Below are 15,479 nucleotides of genomic sequence, written 5' to 3' on the forward strand. Positions count from 1 at the left end.
TCAGCTCGGTACACTGCCGCCCGTCCAACCAGTTTAGTGGCAGCGGTGCCGTGCCGGCATCCGCGCCCGTCTCACCATGAAACTCGCCACCCTCAAGGACGGCTCTCGCGATGGCCAGTTGGTCGTCGTCTCGCGCGACCTGGCCAGCGCCCACTACGCCACCGGCGTTGCCAACCGCCTGCAGCAGGCGCTCGACGACTGGGGCTTCGTCAGTCCGCAGTTGCAGGACCTCTCGGACGCCCTCAACGCCGGGCGCACGCGGCATGCCTTTCCCTTCGATCCCGCGCAGTGCATGGCGCCGCTGCCGCGCGCCTACCAGTGGGCCGACGGCTCGGCCTATCTCAACCACGTGGAGCTGGTGCGCAAGGCCCGCAACGCCGAGGTGCCCCAGAGCTTCTACACCGACCCGCTGATGTACCAGGGCGGGAGCGACGACTTCATCGGCCCCTGCGACCGCATCGTCGTGGCCAACGAGGCCTTCGGCATCGACTTCGAAGCCGAGATCGCCGTGATCACCGGCGACGTGAAGATGGGCGCCACGCCCGCGCAGGCGCTCGACGGCATCCGCCTGGTAATGCTGGCCAACGATGTGAGCCTGCGCAACCTGATCCCGAACGAATTGGCCAAGGGCTTCGGCTTCTTCCAGAGCAAGCCGGCCACCGCCTTCAGCCCGGTGGCCGTCACGCCCGACGAACTGGGCGAGGCCTGGGAGGGCGGGCGCGTGCACCTCACGCTGCAGAGCAGCTGGAACGGGCGCAAGGTCGGCATGTGCGACGCCGGTGAGGAAATGACTTTCCACTTCGGCGAGCTCATCGCGCACATCGCCAAGACGCGCAACGTGCGCGCCGGCAGCATCGTCGGCAGCGGCACGGTGAGCAACAAGGGCGTCGAGAAAGGCGGGCGGATGGAGTGGCCCAAGGGCTACAGCTGCATCGCCGAGAAACGCTGCATCGAAACGATCCAGGACGGCCAGCCGAGCACCGAATTCATGAAGTACGGGGACACGATCCGCATCGAGATGAAGGGGCGGGATGGGCAGTCGGTGTTCGGGGCGATCGATCAGGAAGTGGCGGCGCCCTGAACACCCGCCGGTCGCTTGGGCGCAGGGCGACATGACAAGGCACTGCGCCGCAAATCTCCATCTCGACGACACATCAGGCCGAAGCACCGCGCAGCAAGTCCTTCAAGCTCCGGATCCCCAGCCGCCGAAACGCCCTGTACTGGTGGGTCCGCACCGTGGTCAGCTCGATGCCGATCTCGCGTGCCGTCTCCTTCGCGGTGCGTCCGGCCAGCAGGTGGCCGATCACCTCCCGCTCGCGCAGGCTCAGGGCCAGCAGGCGCGTGCCCAGGCTGGGCTCGGCCGCCTCGCGTGCCGCCATCGCGCTGCGGCCGTGCGCGAGAGTGGCATCGGCGAGCAGGGTCGCGTGGGCCTCCAGCAACGCGAAGTCGCGGGCATCGAACTCCGCTTGCGCGAGGCTGCGGTAGAAGCTCACCGCCGTGCGCTGCCCGGTGGGCAACAGCAGCAGCACCGAGGCGCGTTCGCGGATGCCCACGTCGCCATAGCAGGCCGCGCGGTAGGCCGGGTCCGCCACCTCGTCGGCGCGCTGGTGTCCCATCCAGAGCTGGGGGCGCTTGGGCAGCTTGCGCCCGGCGAGCCACACCATGTTGGGATCGAGGCGGTCGAAGCGCTGGGCCACGTAGCGCTCGGCCGTTCGCTCGGCCGTGCTGCCGTAGCTGCTGGCGGCCGACACCGTCTCGATTCGGCCGCTGGCGCCGACGGCGAAAACGGTGCAGAAGGTAACCGGCAGCACCCGGTGCAGGGCGCCGAGGTAGCTGGCGGCCAGATGCGGCGTGCCGATACCGGCGAGCACGTCGCTGACCACGGGGGCCGCGAAGGCCCGCTCCTCGACACTGCGCAGCGGCCAGCGCCTCATGGGAATCTCAGGGTAAGCACGTCGTACAAAGTTAGGACATCGGCGCTCCCGAGGCATCGGGACAATCCCTTCGCATGAACACCGCTGTCCTGTCCCCACCGGCCGCCCGCCCGGGCCATGCCGCCACCGGCCCGCTGCCGCCTGCGGCCGGCGGGATGCCGCCGCAGGTCGGCGATTTCCGCTACACGCGCTTCGCGCCCGCGCTGCCGCCCCTCGAGGACGGCGTCGAAGCCCGCCGCCATCCGGTGGCGATCGCCGGCGGCGGCCCCGTGGGAATGGCGCTCGCCCTGGGCCTGGCCAACCATGGCGTGCGCAGCGTGATCCTCGAAGCCGACGACACCGTCTGCGTCGGCAGCCGCGCGGCCTGCATTTCGCGCCGCAGCCTGGAGATCGTCGAGCGCCTGGGCGCGCTGCCGGCCTTCTTGAACAAGGGCCTGCCTTGGACCGGTGGCCGCAGCTTCTACAAGACCGCGGAAGTGTTCCGCTTCGAGATGCCGCATGACGAGCGGCAGAAGCTGCCGCCGATGATCAACCTCGAGCAGTACTACATCGAGCAGTACCTGCTGGACGAGATCGTGCGCCGCAACGTTGCGGAGCCGGGGCTGATCGACATTCGCTGGGGCACCGAGCTCACCGGCTTCACGACGGGCGCCGAAGGGGTCATGCTGGAGGCGCGCAATGCCCTGGGCGGGTATGCCGTGAATGCGCAATGGCTGGTCGGCTGCGACGGCGGCCAGAGCTTCGTGCGCAAGTCGCTGGGCCTGAACCTCGAAGGCACGGCCTACGAAGGCCGCTACGTGATCATCGACATCGAGCTGCACAGCACCCACCCGACCGAGCGCCGGGCCTGGTTCGACCCGCCTTGGAACCCCGGTTCGACGGTGCTGATGCACCGCCAGCCCGACGACATCTGGCGCATCGACTACCAGCTGCGCGCCGGCCAGAGCACCGAGGAGGCCCTGCAGCCCGCCGCCGTGGCCGAGTTCGTGCAGCGCCACCTCGACGCCATCGGCGAGGGCCACCTCCCCTGGAAGACGGTGTGGACCTCGGTCTACCGCGCCGGCGCAATGACGCTGCAGAGCTACCGCCATGGCCGCGTGCTCTTCGCCGGCAATGCCGCGCACGCGATGCCGATCTTCGGCGTGCGCGGCCTCAATTCGGGCTTCGACGATGCCGACAACCTGGCCTGGAAGCTGGCACTGGTGGCGCGTGGCGTGTCGGACGCGTCGCTGCTCGACAGTTATTCGCAGGAGCGCATCGCCGCCTTCCACATCAATGCCGAAAGCGCGATGCGCAGCACCGAGTTCATGTCGCCGCCCTCGCGCGGTTTCGACCTGCTGCGCGAGGCGGCGCTGTCGCTCTCGGGCGCGCATCGGGGCATCGCGAACCTGATCAACCCGCGGCAGACGCAGGCCGTGTGCTACGAAGCCTCCGCGCTCTCCAGCGAAAGCGATGCGCTGCCCGCCGGACCGCGCCCCGGCGAGACGCTGCCCGAGCAGCCGCTGGCGCCCGGGCTGCATCTCTCCGACTGGGCGGGGCCGCAGTTCACCGTGCTCGTGCTCAACATCGATCGCCCGGACGCCGGCTTCGAGGCCGAGCTCGCCGCCGCTCAGGCCGGCCCTTTGCAGCCGGTGCTGCGCGTCCTGCCGCCGGGCGCGGAACATGGCGCCGTCTTCGCAGCGCTGGGTGCAGCGGAAGGTGCGGTCTATCTGCTGCGCCCTGACGGCCACGTGGCCGCGCGTTGGCGCCGCGTACCGCCGGGCGCATTGATGCGTGCGCTCGCGCGCGCATCGGCGCTCGCGACCCAGGAGATCGCATGACGGCCGCGCTGACGCTCGAAGCCCGCGACCGGCTCTACGCCGAATGCGCCAACGCCATCAGCGAAGCCGGTGCCGACCGAGAATCGCTTTTCCTCGCGCGGCTCGTGCTGCTGCTCTTCGAGCAGCTCGGCGACGAGGCGCGTTGCCGGGCCGCGCTCGCCGAAGCGTTGCGCGAGCTGCCGGTGCCTTCGCTGTCCGCATCGCCGGCCGAGGCGGGCAAGGCTTGATCCCAAGAAATCACTCAGGAGACTTCATTCGATGGACCGCAGAACCCTGCTCACCACCCTCGCCGCCACCGCGGCCGCCGGCGCCGCACCCTGGGCGCGCGCGCAGAACTACCCCGAACAGATCATCAAGTGGGTGGTGCCCTATCCCGCCGGCGGCGGTACGGACGTCATCGCGCGCACCCTGGCCGAAGCCATGCGCCAGCCCCTGGGGCAGCAAATCGTGGTCGACAACCGGCCCGGCGCCTCGACCAACATCGGCGCCGAACTGGTCGCCCGGGCCAAGCCCGACGGCTACACCATCATGTCGGCCGACAACGCGGTGCTGGCCTTCAACGAGTACCTGTTCAGCAAGCTGCCCTTCAACCCCGAGAAGGACTTCAGCTACATCGGCGCGATCGGCAAGTTCCCGCTCGCGCTGGTGGTGCATCCGGATTTTCCGGCCAAGGACTTCAAGGCCTTCCTGGCCTACGTGAAGGCCAATCCCGGCAAGGTCAACTACGCCTCGCCGGGCAACGGCTCGCCGCACCACCTGGCGATGGAGATGTTCAAGAACCGCACCGGCACCTTCATCACGCACATTCCCTACCGCGGCGCGGCGCCGGCGATGGCGGACGTGATGGGCGGCCAGGTGCCGTGCATGTTCCTCGACCTGGCCTCGGGCCTGCCGATCATGCAGGGGCACAAGGTGCGGGTGCTGGCGATCGGCTCGGGCGCGCGTTCGAAGCTGCTGCCCGATGTGCCGACCCTGGCGGAAGTGGGTGTGCCCAACACCAAGGTGTTCGCCTTCCAGGGCATCCTGGGCCCGGCCGGACTGCCCGCGCCGGTGGTGAGCAAGCTCAATGCCGAGCTCAACCGCGCTTTCACCGTGCCGGCGGTGCAGAAGCGCTTCAATGATTTCGGGATGGAGGCGATGCCCGGCACGCCGCAGCAGTTCGCCGCGCTGTCGCGCGCGGAGTCGAAGCGCTGGGGGCCGATCATCAAGTCGGCAGGGATCAAGCTCGATTGAGAACCTGAAGGCCTACCTTGCGTAGGCCTTGCGCGAGCCGTCCTCGAAGACCTCGTCGTCGCGCTCCAGCTTGCCCTCCGTATCCCAGCTGCGTTCGCGCGTCACGCGGCCCTTGTCGTCGTAGCTCGATTCGGCGCGCAGCGCGCCGCTGTCGCTGAAGCGCTGGTGCAGGCCGATGGGGACCTGCCTGAAGCGGCTCACGACGGCGAAGCGTCCCTGCGCGGCGCGCTGGCCGTTGTCATGGAACTCGGTGATCTCGACCGTGCGCGCCTCGTTGCCCTCGCCGTAGGTCGCCTTGCTGCGCGGCTGGCCGTTGAGGTAGTAGCTCTCGTCGGAAAGGGGCTCGCCCGCGGCGCCCCAGCGCTGGTCGCGCACCAGCGTGCCCTTCTCGGAGAACGCCTGCTCGCGCCGCTTGATCGCGCCGCGTTCGAGCAGCAGATAGACGATCTCCCGCCGCTTGATGCCCTCGGACGACCAGTGCCGCTCGACGCGTTGATCGCCGTTGATCTCGTCCTGCACCGAGGGCTTGCCGTTGTCATAGAGCTCTTCGCTTCGCACCCGCTTGCCAGCCAGGTAGGCGAGCCGCGTGCGCAGGATGCCCTTGGCGTCGAAGAGCTCGACTTGCGAGGGCGTGCTGCCCACGAAACCGCACAGCCGTGCATCGTCGGCCGCGGGCGCCAGCAGGGGCTTGTCGCCGCAGCGCAGTGCCGAGAGCTGGCCGCGCTCGGTGAACTCGGCGTACGCGCGCTCGCCCGGCTCGGCGTAAAAGGTGGCGCGGCGCAGCTGCCCGTTGGGATGGAAGCTGCGCGTCAGGCCGGTCTCATGGCCGTTGTCGAACACCGCCTCGCGCAGCACCCGGCCCGTGGCCGGCGAGAACTCGCGCGCCGGGCCTTCCATGTTGCCGCGCGCGTTGACGCTGTGCTCCTTCAGGAGCTTGCCCTTTTCGTAGTGGCGCACCACGCCCGTGAAGGCGCCGTTCTGGAGCTGCTGCTCGCGCACCAGCTCGCCGCTGTCGCGGTCCTTGCAGCGCATCAGGCCGCTCTTGCCGGCCGTGGTGTGGCCGTTGGCCGGATTCACGCTCTGGCCATTGAGCTCGCAGTCCTGCACTGCGTGCGCGCCCAGCGGCAGCAAGGCGAGCAGGGCGGCTGCCAGGCCGAGCGGACGCGCGAACACGGGCATGGATTCAGCTGGCGTAGACGGTATCCAGCGAGCGAAAGCCTTTGACCTCGATCGGATTGCCGGAGGGGTCGCAGAAGAACATCGTCCATTGCTCGCCCGGTTGCCCCTCGAAGCGCACCTGCGGCTTCAGCACGAACTCGGTGCCGGCTGCTTCCAGGCGCTCGGCCAGTGCCTGCCAGTCGGGCAGCTCCAGGATCAGGCCCAGGTGCGGCATCGGCACCATCACATCGCCCACGTGACCGGTACGCGCGGTGGCGAAGGGCTCGCCCAGGTGCAGCGAGATCTGGTGGCCGAAGAAGTCGAAGTCGACCCAGGTGCCGGTGCTGCGGCCTTCGGCGCAACCGAGGCGGCCGCCGTAGAAGCGCCGGGCCTCGTCGAGATCGCGGACGTTGAAGGCGAGGTGAAATATGCTGCGCATTCGAAGAGCATAGCGGCGCCGCCGCGGTCCCGATACCTGTGGATACAGACACCCTGAGATCACCATCCGACCCATCGCCGATGTCGCGGCGGCACTGGAGGCCCGAATGAAGCCTGGCGCCGCCCTGACCGGCTGGCGGCGGGCCCTTTGTGCGCTGGCCCTCGCCGGCCTGTGCGCCGGCGCCGCCCCTGTGTTCGCGGGCGGCGAGGCGGGAGCGCCGATGGCCTGCCCGCCCGCGGCGCCCGTGCCCGATCTCTCGCCGGCTGCCCTGTCGCGCGCGATGGCGTCGGGCACAGACCGCGGGCTGCTGTGGCGCATCGAGAAGGACGGCCACCGCTCCTGGCTCTACGGCACCATGCACCTGGGCAAGGCCGAATGGATGATTCCGGGCCGGCGCGTGCTGCGCGCGCTGATGCAGAGCGACACCCTGGCGCTCGAGCTCGACCTGGAAGACCCTGCGACCGTGGCCGTGTTCAGCACCCCGGCCGATGCCGCCGCCAGCGCGCGCCTGCTCACGCCGGAACGTCAGCGCCGGCTGGACCGCCAGGTGGCGGCGGCCTGCCTGCCGGAGGGTGCGCTCGCCAGCCTCAGGCCGATCCTGCAGGTCACGACGCTGGCCATGCTCGCGGCACGTGCCGAAGGTCTTTACGGCGACTTCGGCAGCGAGCCTGTCCTCTCGGGGCTGGCGCGGGCCCGCGGCAAGCCGGTGGTGGCGCTCGAAAGCGCCGCGTCGCAGTTGAAGATGCTGATGGGGGATTCGGAGGCGGAGGAGGGCGAGCAGGTCGACCAGGCGCTGGACGAGCTCGAATCGGGCCGGGCCGGCGCGCTGGCCGGGGAGCTGGCGCAGGCCTGGGCGCGCAATGACGGGTCGCGGCTCGAAAGCTACGCCCAATGGTGCGACTGCGTGCGCACGCCGGCCGAGCGGCGCGCGCTGCTGCGACTGCTCGACGAGCGCAACCCCGGCTTGGCCGAGGGCATCGCGCGGCTGCATGAGCAGGGGCGGCGCGTGTTCGGCGCCGTCGGCGCGCTGCACATGGTGGGGCCGGCCGGCCTGCCCGCGCTGCTGGCGGCGCGCGGCTTCCGTGTCACGCCGGTGGTGCCCGTCCCGGCCTCTCCCTCGCTTTCCGCATCCCCATCGGCGGAACCGGTCGAAGCCGCGAGCGCACCGCCTCGCCGATAATCGCAACCCCATGTCCTGCCTGCGCCACGCCCACCACCTCGGCCGCCTCGTGCTGCTGTGGTTCGCGCTGTCGCTGGGCGCGGCGATCGCATCGCCGGTCGTGCATCCGCAAGCGCTGGAGCTGGTGTGCTCCAGCGTCGGCGCCATCAAGGTGGTGGTGCAGGGCGAGGACGGCGCGCCGCAACTGGGCGCCACCCACATGGATTGCCCGCTGTGCCTCCTGACCGGCGCGCCGCCGCCGGCACCCGTGGCGGCGCGCCCCCATCCCCTCCCGCTGGGCCACGCGGTCCAACCCATCCCGGCCGCGCGCATCGCAGCGGCCACCGCGGCCCCGCTGCCCGCGCGCGGCCCGCCTGCGCTCTGAGCTTGCTGTCGATCCGGTAGCGGGAGCGCGCACCCCCGGCGCGCTCTCGCCGATCTCCTTGCAATGCACCGGCGCCGCGGCGCCGAGGAGCGCTCTTCATGAACAAGAAAACCGTGCTGAGGCTGGCCCTGGGCGCAGCCTTGCCCTGGCTCGCCGGGCCGGCGCTGGCCGAGACCCCGCCGACGCCGCTCGACGACCGGGCGCGCGATCGCACCAAGTCGCTCGGCATCGTGACCGTCACCGGCGGCCAGCCCACCTCGCTGCCCACGCAGATCCCCACCACCATCGAAGGCATCACGCGCGAGGACATCGAGACCCGCATCAACGCCACCGACAGCGAGGATGCGCTCAAGTACCTGCCCAGCCTGCTGGTGCGCAAGCGCTACATCGGCGACTACAACCACGCCATCCTTTCGACGCGCGCCTCTGGCACCGGCAACAGTGCACGCTCGGCGGTCTATGCGGACGGCATCCTGCTGTCCAACTACCTGGGCAACGGCATCGCCAACGGCACCAACTACGCGCCGCGCTGGGGGCTGGTCACGCCCGAGGAGATCGAGCGCGTGGACGTGATGTACGGGCCCTTCTCGGCCGCCTACCCCGGCAATTCGGCCGGCGCGGTGGTCGACTACGTGACGCGCATGCCGACGAAGCTGGAGGCGCACGTGAAGGCCGGCTACGCGTCGCAGCCCAACCGCCTGTACAACACCCACCAGACCTTCGACAGCTGGCAGACCAGCGCTTCGCTCGGCAGCCGCAGCGGCGACTGGTCGTGGTGGATCGATGTCAATCGCACCGACAGCCGCGGGCAGCCGCTGACCTTCACCACGGCGACCGTCACCTCGGGCACGCCGGGCAGCCGCGGCACCCCGGTGACGGGGTTCGTGCCGGGACGCAACACCACCGGCACGCCCTGGTACATCCTGGGCACCGGCACGGCCTATCACACGGTGCAGGACCATGCCAAGCTCAAGCTGGCCTACGACTTCTCGCCCACCGTACGCGCCGCCTACACGCTGGGCTGGTGGCAGAACACGTCGCAGGGGCGGCCCGAGAGCTATCTGTTCGACGGGGCGGGCCAGCCGGTCTACAGCGGGCCGGTCAACATCGGCGGACGCAGCTTCACGCTCGCGCCGACAGCCTTCCCGCTGACCAATGATGCCCAGACGCACTACATGCATGGCCTGTCGGTCAAGAGCAACACCAAAGGGGAGTTCGACTGGGAAGTGGCCGCGAGCCTGTACGACTACGCGAAGGACCAGCAGCGCGCTCCCACGGTCGCGTTGCCCCTGGCGGCCATCGGTGGCGTCGGCACGCTGCAGGACCAGGACGGCACCGGCTGGAACACGCTGGCGGCCAAGGGCACCTGGCGGCCGCAGGGCGTGGGCGGTGCGCACATCGTCGACTTCGGTGTCGGGCGCGATGCGTACAAGCTGGCGATCGCGAAGAACAATGTGCTGGGCAGCTGGCTGGACGGGCCGGCCGTGCCGGGGTCCGTCGTCAGCAATGTCGGCGGCCGCACGCAGACGCAGAGCGCCTGGGTGCAGGACAGCTGGGGCTTCGCGCCGCAATGGAAAGCCGTGCTCGGCCTGCGCTACGAACACTGGCAGGCCAAGGATGGCTTCACCGCCACCGGCGCCAGCGCGCAGGGCTATGCCGCGCGCAGCGTATCGGACCTCTCGCCCAAGGCCGCGCTCGCCTACCAGCTGACCAAGGACACGGTGCTCAAGGCCTCCGTCGGGCGCGCGGTGCGCTACCCGACCGTGGGCGAGCTCTACGGCGCGACCTCGGGCGGGGCGCTGTCCTTCATCAACGACGCGGGCCTGCAGCCCGAGAAGTCGTGGACCGGCGAGCTCTCGGCCGAGAAGGACATGGGCAGCGGCCTGGCGCGCGCCACGCTGTTCCACGAGACCACCATGGATGCGCTCTACAGCCAGCTCATTGCGAACTCGAACGTCTCGCGCGTGCAGAACGTCGACAAGGTACGCACCACCGGCCTCGAGTTGGCCTACACCGGCCAGGATGTGTTCGTCAAAGGCCTGGAGTTCGGCGGCAGCGTGACCTATGCCGATTCGAAAATCGTGGCCAACGCCGGCTTCCCGGCCAGCGTGGGCAAGTGGCAGCCGCGCGTGCCGCGCTGGCGCTCCACGGTCTACGCCGCCTACAAGCCCGATGCGCGTTGGGCCTACACCGTGGCGGCGCGCTACAGCGGACGCCAGTATTCGAACCTGGACAACAGCGACGTGAACGCCTTCGCCTACTTCGGCGCCAGCAGGTACTTCATCGTCGACCTGCGGGTGGTCTACCGAGTGGACAAGCACTGGTCGGCCGCCTTCGGCATCGACAACGCCGGCAACGAGCAGTACTGGAATTTCCACCCCTACCCGCAGCGCACCTACAGCGCTCAACTCCGCTTCGACCTTTGATTCACACTTCCCCAAGGAGCCATGCCATGAACAACCAGCCATTTCTTCCCCGGAGCCTCGCCTTCGCCCTCCTGCTGGCAGGCGCCGGCAGTGCCCTGGCCCATGTGGCCCTGCCGCGCGGCGGCGCGACCGCCGGCAGCGACTACGAAGCCGCCTTCCGTGTTAGCCATGCCTGCAAGGAGGCCAAGAGCACCACCGGCGTCGCCGTTCGCCTGCCCAAGGGCTTCTCCTTCAGCGATGCGCAGGCGCGCAAGGGCTGGAAGCTCGATGTGCAGAAGGCCACCGCCGACAACGGCGGCGAGGTGCGCTGGACCGCCGAGAGCGCGCAGGCGGTGCTTCCGGGCAGCGAGGCGGGCGAGTTCGTGCTGCGCGGCAAGCTGCCCGCGGCACCCGGCGTGCTGTGGTTCAAGGTGCTGCAGACCTGCGACACCGGCAGCACGGACTGGGCACAGGTGCCGGCCAGCGGCACGTCGACCGAGGGCCTGCAAAACCCGGCGGCGCGGCTCGAGGTGCTCGCGCCCGGCGTGGCACCGGTCGAGGTGCGCGATGCCTGGATCCGCGCCTCGGTGCCCGGTCAGAGCGGTACCGGCGCCTTCATGAAGCTGACCGCACCCACGGGCGCGCGCCTGGTCGGCGCATCCACGCCCGTCGCCGGCGTCGCCGACGTCCACGAGATGAAAATGGAAGGCGACACCATGCGCATGCGCGCGGTGGAAGGCGGCCTCGAACTGCCGGCTCGGCAGACCGTCGAGCTCAAGCCCGGCGGCTACCACCTGATGCTCACGGACCTGAAGCAGCCACTGGCCAAGGACAGCAGCGTGCCGCTGACCCTGCGCTTCGAGGATGCCAAGGGGCAGAAGAGCACGCTGCAGCTCGACGTGCCCGTGTTGTCCGGCCCCGCAGGCTCCGCGGGCGGCACACACAAGCATTGAGACAAGCATTGACCCGGCCCCAGGGCCGTGCGCATGGAGTAAGCTGGCCGAATACAAAAACCCTCGCAGGAGACCGCCCATGAGCGACGCCAAGCCCTTCGCCTTCAGCCAGTTCGTTCCGGGCTTCGACTTTCTCCAGAGCCTCGCGAGCGGTGCGTCGGGCGGTGGCTCCAGCGCGGTGCCCGGCATGCCCAGCCTGTCGAGCTGGGTGGCGCCGACGCTGAGCGTCGAGGAAGTCGACAAGCGCATCCAGGAGCTCAAGACGGTGCAGTACTGGCTCGAGCAGAACGGCCATGCGCTCAAGGCCACCATCCAGGCGCTGGAGGTGCAGAAGATGACGCTGTCGACCCTGCGCGGCATGAATCTGCGCATGGAAGACCTTGCCAATGCCTTCACCCGATCGGCCGCGACACCGCCAGTCGCGGCGGCACCCGCGCCCCGTGCGCAGGAACGGGCCCCGGAGCCCGAACCCGAAGTCGCCGCCGAGCCCGACGAGGCGGCTGAAGTGCCGGCGCCCAAGCGCGCCGCCAAGTCCCGGAAATCCAATGGCCCCGCCGCGCAGGAGGCTGGCGGCGGGGGCGTGGTGGACCCGCTGCAGTGGTGGGGCGCGCTCACGCAGCAGTTCCAGCAGATCGCCAGCTCGGCGCTGAAGGATGCCTCTCAGCTGAAGATGCCCGCCGCGGCCCAGCCGCTGGCCGAGGCGGTCGGCCAGGCAATGGGTGCCCCGGCGCCTACGCCGGCCAGCAAGACGGCCACCGCCATGAAGAAGGCACCGACCGCGGCCAAGAAGACGACGACGGCAGCGCGCAAGCGAACGCGCGCGCGCTGATTTCCAACCACGTTGCGGGGAGTCCGAGTTTATGAAGCTGTTTCCCACGGGCCACGCCACCCATCCCCAATGGCGCATGGCAGCCGGGCTGGTGCTCGCGCAGCTGCGTGCGCAAATGGCGCTGCCGGACTATGCGCGTTCGCCCACGCTGGGCCTGCTCTACATCACGGACCACTACGCGGCCGAGGCGCAGCAGATCCTCGATCATCTGGGCGCCGAGCTGCCCGAGATCACGGACTGGTCGGGCACCGTCGGCATCGGCGTGTCGGCCAACAACGCCGAGTACTTCGACGAGCCGGGCCTTTCCGTCATGCTGTGCATGCTGCCGAGCGACCAGTACCGCGTATTTTCGGGCGTGGCGCCCCTGGCCGGCTCCGAGATGAGCGGCTTCGCGGCGCACACGGCGCTGGTGCATGCCGACCCCGCGACGCCGGACCTCACCGAGCTGATCGCCGAGATGGCCGGGCGCACCGACACCGGCTATCTCTTCGGCGGACTGTCCTCGGGCCGCGGCGGCGCGCTGCAGTTCGCGATCGGCGGCAACGGCAACATCCGTGGTCATGGCGCCGCGGGCGGCGTGTTCTCAGGCGGCCTGTCGGGCGTGGCCTTCGGCGAGGCCGTGCGCCTGGTGTCGCGCGTGACCCAGGGCTGCCAGCCGGTGTCGCGCGAGCGCGAGATCACCGAGGCCGAGGGCAATCTGCTGCTCGAGCTCGATGGCCAGCCCGCGCTGGACGTGCTGCTGGCCGAGCTGGACGTTTCGCTGGAAGCGCCGCAGGAGGCGATCGAGGCGGTACGCGGCACCCTGGTCGGCCTGGTCGACGCAGGCAGCGACGGCATCCGCCGCACCGGCGACCTGGGGGCCGACGTGCTGGTGCGCCACATCATCGGCCTCGACCCCACGCGGCGCGGCATCGCGATCGCCGACGTGGCCGAGTCCGGCATGCGCATGAGCTTCGTGCGTCGCAACGCGCAGGCCGCGCGCGCCGACCTCATGCGCATCTGCGCCGAGATCCGCGAGGAGCTCGAGCCCCAGGAGCAGACGCTCGCCACCGCGCGCGCGGTGGCGGCCGGCGAGGCCGAGGCCGCGCCTCATCCGGCGCGACGCATTGCGGGCGCGGTGTACGTGAGCTGTTCCGGGCGGGGCGGGCCGCACTTCGGCGCGCCCGGCGCCGAACTTCAGATCGTGCGCCATGCGCTGGGCGACGTGCCGCTGGTCGGCTTCTTCGCAGCGGGCGAGATCGCACGGCACCACCTGTACGGCTACACCGGCGTGCTGACGGTGTTCGCTGCCAACGACTAGCGCAGAAAGCGCTCGGCCATGAGCACCCAGCAGGCCGCGCCGACGACGACGTTGCCGTCGGTGAAGTCGTAGCCCGAGTTGTGCGCCATCCTGCGCACGCTGATGGAGGCCTTGATGCGCGACGACTGAGGCGCAGGGAAGGTACCGGCGATCGGCTCAGGATCGCCGAAGCCGCGTGAAGAGCTCGAACTCCCAATTGCGCATGCCCAGCAGGAGGGTGTAGCCCTCGCGCTCCTTGGGCGAGAGCTTCTGATCGGTCTGGTGCTGCTGGGCGAAGTCCTGCGCCACGCGCTGGAGGCGGTCCAGGAAGGCCGGGGCCAGCGACCTGCTGATCGAGCCGTGCACCAGCAGCAGGCCTTCGGCCGGCCCGTCGAATCCGCCGCGGTAATAGTCCAGCACGACGTTTTCGCGGAAGAAGTCCATCACCGGCCCGTGCGGACGCCAGCGGAAGGTCTTGGCGAGCTTGAGCCGGTAGCGGTTGAGCGGTCGCAGCTCGATGATGCCGATGCGATCCAGCTGCGCCAGGTAGCCGATGCATTCGGCCTCGTTGATGCGGTAGGCCGCCACGATCTGCTCCAGCGTCCACTGGCTCAGCACGCAGATGGCCAGGAGCAGCAGCTTCTTGTCTTTCACCACGGCCTTTTCCTGCTCGAGCGTCAGCTCCTTGAGCAAGGGCTGGGCATCGGCGACACGCCGCGCCAGCTCGGCGAAATCGATCTTCAGCGCACGGCAGATCGCATCGACGCGCGTGAGCGGCATGTCGCCCTTGGCGAGCATGCGCTTGACGCTGGACTCGGCCATGTCCAGCGACTTGGCGAGATCCGCATAGGTCATGCGGGCGGTTTTGAGCTCGTTCTTGAGAGCCTGGATGAGGTCGACGGTGGTGCTCATGGAGTCGGGTATTGGCTCTCGATACCGATAGGCGTGAAAAAGTACGCCGTATCGATTCTCGATGCTCCCCCGTTGCTTGACAACCTACATTCCGCGGCACCGATCTCTCACCCGGAACTCGCCATGTCCCTCACGCTTCTCTCCCGCCGCGAACGTGTTCTGCTCTCCTTCTTCGCCTTGCTTCTGCTGCTGGCCATCGCCGGGCCCGCGCTGCCGTCGCCAGGGGCGGGCGGCGCTCCCTTTGCGGATGAGCGCGGCTGGCTGGGCCTGCCGCACGCGATGGACGTGCTGAGCAACCTGCCCTTCGCGGCATTCGGCGTCTGGGGCCTGCGCTGGCTCCACTGGCACGATCGGGCGCACGAGCATGTGCAGGACGCGGTGCCGCTGCAACAGGCCGTGGTCCAGCCGCCCGTCAACCTGCTCGACTGTGCCTGGATGTTCTTCGCCGGCCTGGTCATCACGGCGGCCGGCTCCGCCTTCTACCACTTGCAGCCCGACGCCTTGCGCCTGGCTGCGGACCGTGCCGGGATGACGGTGGCCTTCGCCGGGCTGATCGGCTGCGCCGTCTGCGAGCGGGTCAGTTCGCGCGCGGGCTGGCCGACCGCCTGGTTCGTGTTGGGTGCCGGCTTGCTGGCCGTGGCCGTGTGCCAGGAAACGGGCAATGCGATGCCCTGGGCGCTGGTCCAGTTCGGCGGCATGCTGCTGGTGCTCGTGCTGGCGCTGGCTCGGCCGGCTCAGGGAGCCATCGGTCTGCGGCTGGGCTGGGTGATCTTCTTCTATGCCCTGGCCAAGCTGTTCGAGCTGTCGGACCACGCCATCTACGAGGCCACGCACCATCTGCTGGCCGGCCACAGCCTCAAGCACCTGACGGCGGCCCTGGCGGCGCTGCCGGTGCTGCATGCATTGCAGGCCATGGGACGGCAGACGCTGCGGCACAATCCGGGCGCGGCCGCGGTGACGGCCTGAGGAGCCC

15 protein-coding genes are annotated in these 15,479 nt (G+C 69.7%); 11 read left to right on the forward strand and 4 right to left on the reverse strand.

Annotated elements, in window-relative coordinates:
- Positions 1-76: 76 nt before the first annotated feature.
- The gene (locus J2739_RS07715) at positions 77-1,081 is read left to right on the forward strand and encodes a fumarylacetoacetate hydrolase family protein (RefSeq protein WP_309900203.1); all 1,005 of its coding nucleotides are present in this window, start codon (positions 77-79) and stop codon (positions 1,079-1,081) included.
- Between the two features lie 73 nt (positions 1,082-1,154).
- On the opposite strand, the gene J2739_RS07720 is transcribed toward J2739_RS07715, so the two are convergent.
- A complete protein-coding gene (locus J2739_RS07720; protein WP_309900205.1) occupies positions 1,155-1,934 on the reverse strand; it encodes a LuxR C-terminal-related transcriptional regulator in 780 nt (259 codons plus the stop codon).
- Positions 1,935-2,008: 74 nt separating this feature from the next.
- Here J2739_RS07720 and J2739_RS07725 point away from each other — a divergent pair, with 74 nt between their 5' ends.
- The 3 genes from J2739_RS07725 to J2739_RS07735 are packed head-to-tail and all read left to right on the forward strand — an operon-like array spanning position 2,009 to position 4,987.
- Positions 2,009-3,754: an FAD-dependent monooxygenase gene (locus tag J2739_RS07725; protein ID WP_309900207.1), complete on the forward strand. Its 1,746-nt coding sequence runs from the start codon at positions 2,009-2,011 to the stop codon at positions 3,752-3,754.
- Complete coding sequence (locus J2739_RS07730; RefSeq protein ID WP_309900208.1) at positions 3,751-3,981, forward strand: hypothetical protein; 231 nt, start codon at positions 3,751-3,753, stop codon at positions 3,979-3,981. Before J2739_RS07725 ends, J2739_RS07730 begins: the two co-directional genes overlap by 4 nt.
- A 31-nt stretch (positions 3,982-4,012) precedes the next feature.
- The gene (locus J2739_RS07735; RefSeq protein ID WP_309900211.1) at positions 4,013-4,987 is read left to right on the forward strand and encodes a Bug family tripartite tricarboxylate transporter substrate binding protein; all 975 of its coding nucleotides are present in this window, start codon (positions 4,013-4,015) and stop codon (positions 4,985-4,987) included.
- A gap of 12 nt (positions 4,988-4,999) precedes the next feature.
- On the opposite strand, the gene J2739_RS07740 is transcribed toward J2739_RS07735, so the two are convergent.
- Together J2739_RS07740 and J2739_RS07745 are read right to left on the reverse strand one after the other, a co-directional pair.
- Positions 5,000-6,166, reverse strand: a complete 1,167-nt coding sequence (locus J2739_RS07740) for a toxin-antitoxin system YwqK family antitoxin (protein WP_405053847.1) — start codon at positions 6,164-6,166, stop codon at positions 5,000-5,002.
- Between the two features lie 4 nt (positions 6,167-6,170).
- Positions 6,171-6,584 (reverse strand): VOC family protein, encoded by a 414-nt coding sequence (locus J2739_RS07745; protein ID WP_309900215.1) that lies wholly within the window; start codon positions 6,582-6,584, stop codon positions 6,171-6,173.
- Between the two features lie 106 nt (positions 6,585-6,690).
- On the opposite strand from J2739_RS07745, the gene J2739_RS07750 reads away from it, so the two are divergent.
- The 6 genes from J2739_RS07750 to J2739_RS07775 all read left to right on the forward strand — a co-directional run bounded on the left by J2739_RS07750 (position 6,691) and on the right by J2739_RS07775 (position 13,615).
- A complete protein-coding gene (locus J2739_RS07750; RefSeq protein ID WP_309900217.1) occupies positions 6,691-7,764 on the forward strand; it encodes a TraB/GumN family protein in 1,074 nt (357 codons plus the stop codon).
- Positions 7,765-7,774: 10 nt separating this feature from the next.
- Positions 7,775-8,128, forward strand: a complete 354-nt coding sequence (locus J2739_RS07755; RefSeq protein WP_309900219.1) for a DUF2946 family protein — start codon at positions 7,775-7,777, stop codon at positions 8,126-8,128.
- 98 nt (positions 8,129-8,226) lie between these two features.
- Complete coding sequence (locus J2739_RS07760; protein WP_309900220.1) at positions 8,227-10,554, forward strand: TonB-dependent receptor; 2,328 nt, start codon at positions 8,227-8,229, stop codon at positions 10,552-10,554.
- A 26-nt stretch (positions 10,555-10,580) separates the two neighbouring features.
- Positions 10,581-11,486 carry a copper chaperone PCu(A)C domain-containing protein gene (locus tag J2739_RS07765; RefSeq protein WP_309900222.1) on the forward strand — a complete coding sequence of 302 codons (906 nt, stop codon included), beginning with the start codon at positions 10,581-10,583 and terminating at the stop codon, positions 11,484-11,486.
- A 79-nt stretch (positions 11,487-11,565) separates the two neighbouring features.
- Positions 11,566-12,315, forward strand: a complete 750-nt coding sequence (locus tag J2739_RS07770; RefSeq protein WP_309900224.1) for a PhaM family polyhydroxyalkanoate granule multifunctional regulatory protein — start codon at positions 11,566-11,568, stop codon at positions 12,313-12,315.
- Positions 12,316-12,346: 31 nt separating this feature from the next.
- Complete coding sequence (locus J2739_RS07775) at positions 12,347-13,615, forward strand: FIST signal transduction protein (RefSeq protein WP_309900227.1); 1,269 nt, start codon at positions 12,347-12,349, stop codon at positions 13,613-13,615.
- Between the two features lie 156 nt (positions 13,616-13,771).
- Here the strand turns inward: J2739_RS07775 and J2739_RS07780 are convergent, their stop codons facing one another.
- The gene (locus J2739_RS07780) at positions 13,772-14,506 is read right to left on the reverse strand and encodes a helix-turn-helix domain-containing protein (protein ID WP_309900229.1); all 735 of its coding nucleotides are present in this window, start codon (positions 14,504-14,506) and stop codon (positions 13,772-13,774) included.
- 123 nt (positions 14,507-14,629) lie between these two features.
- Here J2739_RS07780 and J2739_RS07785 point away from each other — a divergent pair, with 123 nt between their 5' ends.
- Positions 14,630-15,472: a hypothetical protein gene (locus J2739_RS07785; RefSeq protein WP_309900231.1), complete on the forward strand. Its 843-nt coding sequence runs from the start codon at positions 14,630-14,632 to the stop codon at positions 15,470-15,472.
- Positions 15,473-15,479 lie beyond the last annotated feature (7 nt).

The sequence above is a fragment of the Variovorax soli genome, from assembly GCF_031454625.1.
Taxonomy (GTDB): Bacteria; Pseudomonadota; Gammaproteobacteria; order Burkholderiales; family Burkholderiaceae_C; genus Variovorax; species Variovorax soli_A.